Origin of the sequence: Streptomyces sp. NPDC001663, assembly GCF_042893105.1 — a bacterium.
GTDB lineage: Bacteria > Actinomycetota > Actinomycetes > Streptomycetales > Streptomycetaceae > Streptomyces.
In genome coordinates this window covers 21,796-30,091 of the sequence record NZ_JBIAUR010000040.1, presented here as the reverse complement: position 1 = coordinate 30,091, position 8,296 = coordinate 21,796, and the positions used below count along the sequence as shown (strand labels likewise).

At 68.3% G+C, this 8,296-nt stretch carries 11 protein-coding genes and 2 pseudogenes; 9 read left to right on the top strand and 4 right to left on the bottom strand.

From position 1 onward, the window contains the following. Positions 1-156: 156 nt before the first annotated feature. The 5 genes from ACFY1L_RS55265 (at position 157) to ACFY1L_RS55245 (ending at position 1,626) form a co-directional block, all read left to right on the top strand. On the top strand, positions 157-510 hold the full coding sequence (locus ACFY1L_RS55265; RefSeq protein WP_388843161.1) for a ribosomal protein L7/L12: 354 nt from the start codon (positions 157-159) through the stop codon (positions 508-510). A 43-nt stretch (positions 511-553) separates the two neighbouring features. After that, a complete protein-coding gene (locus ACFY1L_RS55260; protein ID WP_388843160.1) occupies positions 554-706 on the top strand; it encodes a hypothetical protein in 153 nt (50 codons plus the stop codon). A gap of 15 nt (positions 707-721) precedes the next feature. After that, the gene (locus ACFY1L_RS55255; RefSeq protein ID WP_388843159.1) at positions 722-859 is read left to right on the top strand and encodes a hypothetical protein; all 138 of its coding nucleotides are present in this window, start codon (positions 722-724) and stop codon (positions 857-859) included. Between the two features lie 141 nt (positions 860-1,000). Then, positions 1,001-1,258: a hypothetical protein gene (locus ACFY1L_RS55250; RefSeq protein WP_388843158.1), complete on the top strand. Its 258-nt coding sequence runs from the start codon at positions 1,001-1,003 to the stop codon at positions 1,256-1,258. Then, positions 1,255-1,626, top strand: a complete 372-nt coding sequence (locus tag ACFY1L_RS55245; RefSeq protein ID WP_388843157.1) for a fic family toxin-antitoxin system, toxin component — start codon at positions 1,255-1,257, stop codon at positions 1,624-1,626. Before ACFY1L_RS55250 ends, ACFY1L_RS55245 begins: the two co-directional genes overlap by 4 nt. Before the next feature lie 177 nt (positions 1,627-1,803). On the opposite strand, the gene ACFY1L_RS55240 is transcribed toward ACFY1L_RS55245, so the two are convergent. Next, the gene (locus ACFY1L_RS55240) at positions 1,804-2,271 is read right to left on the bottom strand and encodes a hypothetical protein (RefSeq protein ID WP_388843156.1); all 468 of its coding nucleotides are present in this window, start codon (positions 2,269-2,271) and stop codon (positions 1,804-1,806) included. A 155-nt stretch (positions 2,272-2,426) separates the two neighbouring features. On the opposite strand from ACFY1L_RS55240, the gene ACFY1L_RS55235 reads away from it, so the two are divergent. Further along, the gene (locus tag ACFY1L_RS55235) at positions 2,427-3,623 is read left to right on the top strand and encodes an RNA-guided endonuclease InsQ/TnpB family protein (protein WP_388843155.1); all 1,197 of its coding nucleotides are present in this window, start codon (positions 2,427-2,429) and stop codon (positions 3,621-3,623) included. A gap of 106 nt (positions 3,624-3,729) precedes the next feature. Here the strand turns inward: ACFY1L_RS55235 and ACFY1L_RS55230 are convergent, their stop codons facing one another. Together ACFY1L_RS55230 and ACFY1L_RS55225 are read right to left on the bottom strand one after the other, a co-directional pair. Further along, positions 3,730-4,170: a VOC family protein gene (locus ACFY1L_RS55230; protein WP_388843154.1), complete on the bottom strand. Its 441-nt coding sequence runs from the start codon at positions 4,168-4,170 to the stop codon at positions 3,730-3,732. 339 nt (positions 4,171-4,509) lie between these two features. Continuing rightward, positions 4,510-4,587: pseudogene (locus ACFY1L_RS55225) on the bottom strand (transposase); the annotation flags it as partial. A 287-nt stretch (positions 4,588-4,874) separates the two neighbouring features. Between ACFY1L_RS55225 and ACFY1L_RS55220 the strand changes: the two are divergent. Next, the gene (locus ACFY1L_RS55220; protein WP_388843153.1) at positions 4,875-5,192 is read left to right on the top strand and encodes a hypothetical protein; all 318 of its coding nucleotides are present in this window, start codon (positions 4,875-4,877) and stop codon (positions 5,190-5,192) included. Between the two features lie 177 nt (positions 5,193-5,369). Here ACFY1L_RS55220 and ACFY1L_RS55215 read toward each other — a convergent pair. Next, a pseudogene (locus ACFY1L_RS55215) lies at positions 5,370-6,280 on the bottom strand (LysR family transcriptional regulator). Between the two features lie 71 nt (positions 6,281-6,351). Between ACFY1L_RS55215 and ACFY1L_RS55210 the strand changes: the two are divergent. Both ACFY1L_RS55210 and ACFY1L_RS55205 read left to right on the top strand, forming a co-directional pair. Then, positions 6,352-7,239, top strand: coding sequence for an SDR family NAD(P)-dependent oxidoreductase (locus tag ACFY1L_RS55210; RefSeq protein WP_388843152.1), 888 nt, complete (start codon positions 6,352-6,354; stop codon positions 7,237-7,239). Positions 7,240-7,301: 62 nt separating this feature from the next. Then, complete coding sequence (locus tag ACFY1L_RS55205; RefSeq protein ID WP_388843151.1) at positions 7,302-8,234, top strand: SDR family NAD(P)-dependent oxidoreductase; 933 nt, start codon at positions 7,302-7,304, stop codon at positions 8,232-8,234. The last annotated feature ends 62 nt before the right edge of the window (positions 8,235-8,296 follow it).

Below are 8,296 nucleotides of genomic sequence, written 5' to 3'. Positions count from 1 at the left end.
CGGCGACACGACAGACCACCACTCCCACAGGAACACCGACCCTACGCCCGACCAGCGAAAACACCGTTCTCAAGCCCGGAAAGACAACAGCTTCTGAGGGCGGATCCAGGCAGCATGATCTGATGGGCCGTAGTGGCGGTGTGTCCACCAGGCGGTATGGCTGCGTCCGTTGGGGGGATGGTGGAGGAGCCTGAGTTCGACGTGCTGCTGTCCTCCAGCGGCGATCGGGGGATCGACCTTGTCCAAGCGGTTCGCTCAGTAACTGGGCTGAGCGCATGGCGAAGCAAGCAGCTACTTGAAGCCGCCCCGACGACGGTTGTCGACCGGACATGGTTCGAGGCCGCGACGGAAGCGGTGAGGCGCCTCTACGCAGTGGGCGCCCGAGCTGACTTGCTTTGCAGGTGGTGTGAGCGAGTGATGTCTCTCGAGGACTGCCCGGTGGACGCCGGCCCGTGCTCGTCGCCCTTCTTGTCCCCGGACGGATGCCCCGCAAGCCGACCGAGAGGTTGATTTCTGCCCGTTCGGGACATTGTTTAGTTCAGTCGACGGCGCCGTGCCGATCAACGTACAGAGCGCAGCCGAGGGCCACTCCATCCGCTTCCACCAGCACCACCTGGAGGACATGGGCCGGGTGCGGGTGACGAAGGTGGGCGACCTGGAGGACCGCGAGGTCATTCAGTCGGAGATCGGCAAGGGCTACGAGTAGGCCAGGGACCAGGTCGTGCCCATCAGTGACGCCGAACTGCGGGAGCTGCCGCTGCCGACGAAGAAGGCCACGGCAAAGAAGACGACGAAGAAGCAGCCGGCCAGGAAGGCGGCCGTGAGGAAGGCGACCGGTCGGAGGCCTAGCAGCGCCTAGCGGCGGTGGCTGACGGGGCCGGCGGTTCGTGGCGAAACCGATGGGGGCTCTGGGGGAGGGCGGAAACGGCGAGCGAACATGACTGGGGGCTCTCGGGGCAGGTACCTTAAACCTCTGCTACCACCCTGCTACCCTCCTGGTATGGCCTCCCCGAAGAAACAGACTCAGGTCCGTCTGGAACCCGGCGTCCTCGCGGCAGGCAAGGACGCCGCGGCCGCCCGCGGCCTGGACTTCAACCGCTACGTTGAGCGTCTGATCATCGAAGACACCACGGGCGCCCGCGCCGCCGGCATGACGGCCGCGCAGCGCCTCATCGAAGAGCACGGCGCCTTCCTCGACGACCTGGAGCAGCAGCTCGACGCCCCCTACGCCCAGCCGCAGCCGGGCGCCGCCGCGTGATCCTGCACGTCGACGAGTCCTGGATCCTGGAAGTCGCCCAACGGGCCGGCCACCGTGACCCCGGCGTCGACGACTACGGCGTACCGGTCGCCGCGGTCGCCCGCCATCGCGGCGAACTCCTCGAGCGCCCCGTCTATGACGGCCCCTACGCTCGCGCTGCTGCCCTGGTCCATACTCTCGGCCGCTGCCGCTGGCTGGAGCGCTCCAACCTGACGGTCGCCTGCGCCGTCGCCGTCATGTACCTCGAAGCCAGCAACATTCCGGTCAACCCGACCCGCGAGCAACTGACCGCGCTCGCACACGAGTTGAACAGCCCGCGTTCCACCGCTGCCGGGATCGCCGCCATGCTCCGCACCTGGAAACCCTGACCCGGCCGAGCTGATTGGGAGCGGCGCGGTCCTCTCCGAGCGTTCCTCAAAGAGCGACTACCCGTCCTCCCCATGGTTGTCGGCGTGTCCCTCGCCTGACCGCCCAACGGGCAGGCCAGCAAGCCGACTTGCCGCACGTCCCCGCGCCTCGGGGCCCGTGCGGTCGCCGAAGAGCAGCTACACCTCGTCGTCCTCGTTGTCCGGGCGTTCGAGCTCTTGGTTCAGCGCCCGCAGCAGGGCCTGGGCGAGGAGGATCGCCGGCAGTGCGAACTCCGGGCGGTGGGTGTCGGGCGAGGCCTGGTGCGCTGTGAGGTGGCGGTTGAAAGTGTCCTGGCTGGCGCCAGGTCCGAAGGCGTTCCTCATGCCCGCCAGCACCAGGTGGCGCTTGAACTGCAGCAGCGTGAGTTCGTCCCAGTCGTCTGCGTCGTCCAGGACGCTGCCGATGGTGCCGTGGTGTCCGGCCTTCGGCGGGGAGGTCACCTGGGGAAAAGGGCACGACTGGTTCGCAGCCTTCGAACCCGATCGGCCCGCGACCCCGACCGCGGCTTCCGCCACCCGTGACCTCAGCCCGACGGCGAGCGTCAACGGTGCCATCCCGAGCAGCTCTTGGATCTGCAGCCAACCCGATTCGGCGAGAGTGCTCATCGGGATTCCTCCGTGGATACCCCCGCCTTCAGGCGGGGGAGGAAACGGACTCCTGCGGAGCAGGGCAGGGAATGCCGATGCGCCCTCCGGGCGGATCGGCCTCCATCATCAACTACCCGCGTATGTTCACAAGTTGATGTGCTAGTTTGTGAGCCATGGCCACTCCCGTGAAGCGGGCCTTCAAGTACCGCTTCTATCCGACCGAGGTGCAGGCAGCCGAGCTGTCGCGCACCTTCGGATGCGTGCGCAAGGTCTACAACATGGCGCTCGCCGCCCGTACCGAGGCGTGGGCGCGGCAGGAGCGGGTCAACTACAACCAGACCTCGGCCCTGCTGACCGCGTGGAAGAAGACCGAGGAGCTGGCCTACCTGGGCGAGGTCTCCTCCGTCCCACTGCAGCAGGCGCTGCGGCATCTGCAGGCCGCGTTCGCGAACTTCTTCGCCAAACGCGCCAAGTACCCGCGCTTCAAGGCGAAGAAGAAGTCCCGGGCGAGCGCGGAGTACACCTCCTCGGCGTTCCGCTTCCGGGACGGCGGTCTGACGCTGGCGAAGATGGCCGACCCGCTGAACATCGTCTGGTCGCGCCCCCTGCCCGAGGGGGCGTCGCCGAGCACGGTGACCGTCAGCCGGGACAGTGCCGGACGCTGGTTCGTCTCGCTGCTGTGCGAGGACCCGCGGGTCAAGCCGCTCACGGGCACCGACACTGCGGTCGGCATCGACGTCGGCCTGGACCACCTGCTGACCCTCTCCACCGGGGAGAAGATCGCCAACCCCCGGCACGAGCGCCGCGACCGCGCGCGCCTGGCCAGGGCGCAGCGGGAGCTGTCCCGCAAGGCCAAAGGCGAGGGCGCCAACCGGCGCAAGGCCCGCCAGAAGGTCGCGAAGATCCATGCCCGGATCGCCGACCGCAGGCGGGACGTGCTGCACCAGCTGACCACTCGACTCGTGCGTGAGAACCAAACGCTCGTGATCGAGGACCTGACCGTACGCACCATGGTCAAAAACCGGAGTCTGGCCCGCGCCATCAGTGATGCCGCGTGGTCGCAGTTCCGGAGCATGCTGGAGTACAAGGCCGACTGGTACGGGCGGGAAGTGATCGCGGTGGACCGCTTCTTCCCCTCGTCCAAGCTGTGCTCCCACTGCGGCAGCCTCCAGCCGCAGATGCCGCTGCACGTCCGCACCTGGACGTGTGACAGCTGTGGCACGGCCCATGACCGGGACGTGAACGCGGCGAAGAACCTTCTGGCCGCCGGGCTGGCGGTGTCTGTCTGTGGAGCCGGTGTAAGACCTCAACGGAGAACTCCGGGCGGGCAGTCGGCGGTGAAGCAGAAAACCCCACGGCGCGAGCCGTAGGAATCCCCCTCGTTCACGAGGGGGAGGAAGTCAACTCACAACTGATCGGGGGAGGAACGATGAGCGACGACGGACCGCAGTTCCCAGACACGTTTTCGGCAAACACTCAGCGTAGTTGCTCGGCCAGTCCGACGATGATGCCCTCCGGGCCGCGGAGGTAGCAGAGCAGATAGCTGTCCTCGAACCGGGCGATCTCGCCGACGAGTTCGGCGCCGTGAGGGCGCAGGCGGGCAACGGTGTCCTCGATGTCGTCGACGGCGAACATGACGCGGTGCGTGCCCAGAATGTTGTGCGGCCGATTGCGCGGCCCGGCGCTGATCACCGCGGGGCTGCGGTACTTCGCCAGCTCGAGCCGGCTGTGACCGTCCGGGGTCTGGACCATCGCGATGTCACAGTGGACACCGTCGAGTCCGGTGCACTGGTCGGCGACGAGGCCCTTGACCTCCGCCGTGCCCTCCAGCTCCATACCGAGTTCCACGAAGAACGCGATCGCGGCATCCATGTCCTCGACGACGATGCCGACGTTGTCCATCCGCTGAATCGCCATGGTGGTTTCCCCTTCGTCCTCGTGCGGCTGGTGGTGGCCCTGATGTCCCTGGGACGGAGCCGGTGGCACGTTCTCGACATCCGCACACCGCCGCACTCCGAAGGGACTTCCCCTCACCGTGACGCTTTCTGGGAACGGCAACTCCCGCCCCACGTCACGCGCCGCCTCTGACCTGGCCTTCCGAGGGCGTCGACCCAGACGACAACCTGTTCGGGCCCGAGTACGTCAGTGTCGGGTACGGCGACGGGGCCTTCTAGGACGCGATGGGTAACGTCGACGACGCGTCCGAGGAGGACGACGCATGACCCCGGAACGGCCTCGGTCCCCGGTGTCGTGGCAGCTGGTGCCGTCGCCGACGGTGACCAGCAGCGTGGCGGCGGTCCTGACGCCGACGCCGGGCAGCGACGTCAGGACCTTCGCGGCAGCTCGGGGTACGGGCCGTTCCTGCCGACCGGCAGGAACGGGCCGATGAACTCCCACTCGCTGTCGGTGAGTTGCGCACGCGTCACACCACAGTCTTATCGGACCGGTCCCACCCTCGGGCTTGATCACAACCGGAGACAGGCCCTGGCTGAAGTGCAGCGGCAAGTACGAGTGAACGTGCAGAGCCATCTGCAGAGGATGTCGCCGAGACCAGAAGCACAGCACCGCGTAGGTTGGAAACACGTTCCCTCGACGCCTGGCCGTAGGGCATGATCACGGGCATGGCGGAAGCAGGACTGGACCAGTTGGCGCGATTGTGGGACGAGTTCAGGACCTTGCGCTTCCCTCCGGGCTTCTACCAGCGAGAGCCGGAGGGTGAATGCATGGTGATGATGGACACGATGCTCGCCGGCTGTGTCTCCTCAGCCATGGACGGCCCCTTGGATGACCGGCGCCGAGACACACTGCATGAACGCACCGCGGCCCTTGAAAAGATCCTCCCGCCTATTGGTGATGACGAGTACGCAACCAAGTACTTCACTCACTTGCACGGGATGGCCGTGCTGGCGGCCGAGCTCGACAATGCCCGAAGCGAGTAGTGCCTGCCGGTTCCGTCAGGCAATGCCGGCTTCGCCGTCGATGGCGGTGAGGCGGTAGAGCACGGCATCGAGGATGTCGCGCTGCCCGGAGCGACCGAAGGGATGCGGTACGCATACGTCGCGGACCCGGAAGGCAACCTCCTCGAGCTGATCGAAACGGCGCAGGGCTGACCAGCATCAAGAGGGATCAGGCATACCGGAGCTGAGGGCCGCCGTACGCAGCGCCGCCGCCACACGAGTCACCGGCTCGTTCGGCGCCTGAGGAGGGCGGGCGAGAAGTAGGCGTCGCTGTTCCTGGGGGCCGCCGCGGACCGGCAGAATGCGGACTCCTTGCGGTGCGGCGGAAACCAGCGCTGCGGGCACCGTGGTCAATCCGCAGCTCGCGGCAACGAGTTGGAGCTTGGCGAGCCAGTCGCGGGCGGTGTGGGCGATCTCTGGCCGTTCGTCCAGTCCCGGCCACACTCCCATCAGGCGATCCTCGCCCGAGGCGGAGCTCGCGATCCAGCGCTGCCCGCGCAGGTCGGCCACGTCGACGAAGTCGCCGCCGGCACCGCCACACACAGGGCGCGTTCGGTGAGCGTCTGCAGGGTGAACGGGGGCGACTCGTCGTCCGGCGGGCGGAACGGCGGGGCCGAGGCGAGCAGGGCCAGGTCGAGGCTGCCGGCGCGCAGGGCGCGCACCAGCGCGGGAGTGCCGCCCTCCCGACCGACGACCTGAATGCCGGGATCCGTGTCGCGCAGGGCGGCCAGGGCGCGGGGCACGAGAGCGGCACCGGCGCTGGGCAGCCAGCCCAGCCGAACCGTCGCGGCCTGTCCGGGCAGGCCGGACAGTTCGCGTGCGGTCGCGTCGATCTCGTCGAGTACGACCGTCGCGCGGCGCAGGACGAGCCGCCCGGCCGCAGTGAGCCGTACGCCCTCGCGCCGCCGCTCGATCAGTTCCGCGCCCGCGGCTCGTTCGATCGCGGCGATCTGCCGGGACACCGCCGACTGCGTGTAGCCGACGGACGCGGCGGCCGCGGTGAAGGTCCCCTGCTCGGCGACGGCCCGGAAGATGCGCAGCGCGGTGAGTGACACATCCGTGAAGTCCATGACGTTTACGCATACTAGCCGTGCTGAACTTTCGTTGGACTCATGTATGCGGCGTTTCTAGCGTGGGATGCATGAACGGTTCACGTATCGCCCTCGTCACGGGCGCCAACCAAGGACTCGGCCGCGCTCTTGCCGAAGGGCTGGCGGCTCGCATGCATCCGGACGACCTGGTCCTGCTCACTGGCCGGAACCACCAGCGTGTGACGAAGGCCGCCCACGAGGTCGGCCTGCTGCCCGGCACCCGGGCCCGCGTCGAGGGACGTGTCCTGGACGTCACCGACAGCGACGCCGTCGCCGCTCTCGCCGATGGCCTCCGGGCCCGGCACGGAGGAGTCGACGTCGTCATCTCCAACGCCGTCGCCCGCCTGCTGCCAGAGGAGTCGCAGGCTGAGCGGGCCGACGAGTTCATCGACGTCTCGAACACGGCCACGCACACGATCCTGCGCGCCTTCGGCCCCATCCTGCGGCCGGGTGGACGACTGCTCGTCGTGGCCAGCAGCCTGGGCACTCTCGGCCATCTCGACCCCCGCCTTCACCACCTCTTCGACGGCGCGAGCCTGGACCAGGTCGAGTACGCCGTGGAGTCGTGGCGCAGTGCCATCCACCATCGGACCGCGCAGGAGGCGGGCTGGCCGGTCTGGTTGAACGTGCCCTCGAAGGTCGCTCAGGTCGCTGCCGTCCGCGCGGTCGCCGCCGAGCGCCGCGCCCATGACCTTGCCGCCGGCACGCTGATCGCGTCGGTGTGCCCGGGCATGGTGGACACCGCAACCTCGCGCCCCTGGTTCAGCGACTACAGCCAGGCCCAGACGCCGGCCCAGGCCGCCGAAGCCGTGCTTGACCTGGTCTTCACCGAACACGTCGACCCCGCCCTGTACGGCGAACTGGTCCGCTACGGCAAGGCTCTGGACTGGCACGACGGCACGCCCCCGGTGGAGCAGGACCGCATGGTCACGCCCTGAACTCGCAGGACCACCGCCACACACCTCAGTACGCGATGCAGTACACGGCAAGGAGTTCACGCATGAGCACCCTCACCACTCCCTTCGGATTCGCCAGCACGGCCGCCGAGGTGGCGAAGGGGATCGACCTCACCGGCCGCCGGGCCGTGGTCACTGGCGCCTCGTCCGGCCTCGGCGTCGAGACCGTCCGCGTCCTGGCCGGCACCGGAGCGAGCGTCACGCTTGCCGTGCGGGACATGGCGGCGGGAGAACGCGTCGCCAAGGACATCACTGCCTCGACCGGCAACCAGGACGTTCAGGTCGCACACCTCGACCTCGCCGATCCGCAGTCTGTCACCGCCTTCACCACAGCCTGGCAGGGCCCGCTGCACGTCCTGGTGAACAACGCCGGCGTCATGGCCAGCCCGGAGCAGTACACCGAACAGGGCTGGGAGTGGCAGTTCGCCACCAACCACCTGGGCCACTTCGCGCTCACCACCGGTCTGCACGATGCGCTGGCTGCCGACGGCAACGCCCGCATCGTCGTGGTGAGTTCCACCGGTCACCAGCAGTCACCCATCGTCTGGGACGACGTCAACTTCGCCTTCCGCCCCTACGACCCGTGGCTGGCCTACGGTCAGTCCAAGACCGCGAACGTCCTCTTCGCGGTGGAGGCGACCCGCCGCTGGGCCGACGAGAACATCACCGCCAACGCCCTAATGCCCGGCGCGATCTACACCAACCTGCAGCGCCACACCGGCGGCCGGGGCAGCGGCAGGGTGCCCGCCGAGCTGATCAAAACGGTCGAGCAGGGCGCCGCGACCTCTGTGCTCCTCGCGACCTCGCCCCTCCTCGAAGGCATCGGCGGCCGCTACTTCGTCGACTGCAACGAGACCGACATCGTCGACCGGCGCTCCGGCACCCTGCACGGCGTCGCCCGGTACGCCGTCGACGCGAACAACGCCCGGCGCCTGTGGGACCTGTCGGAGAGCCTGCTCACCCAGGCGGCCGAGTGAATAGGCCGGGATCTCCGTGCCGAACTCGTCGCCGCGGCCGTGGCCATGCTGGCGCAGCCACA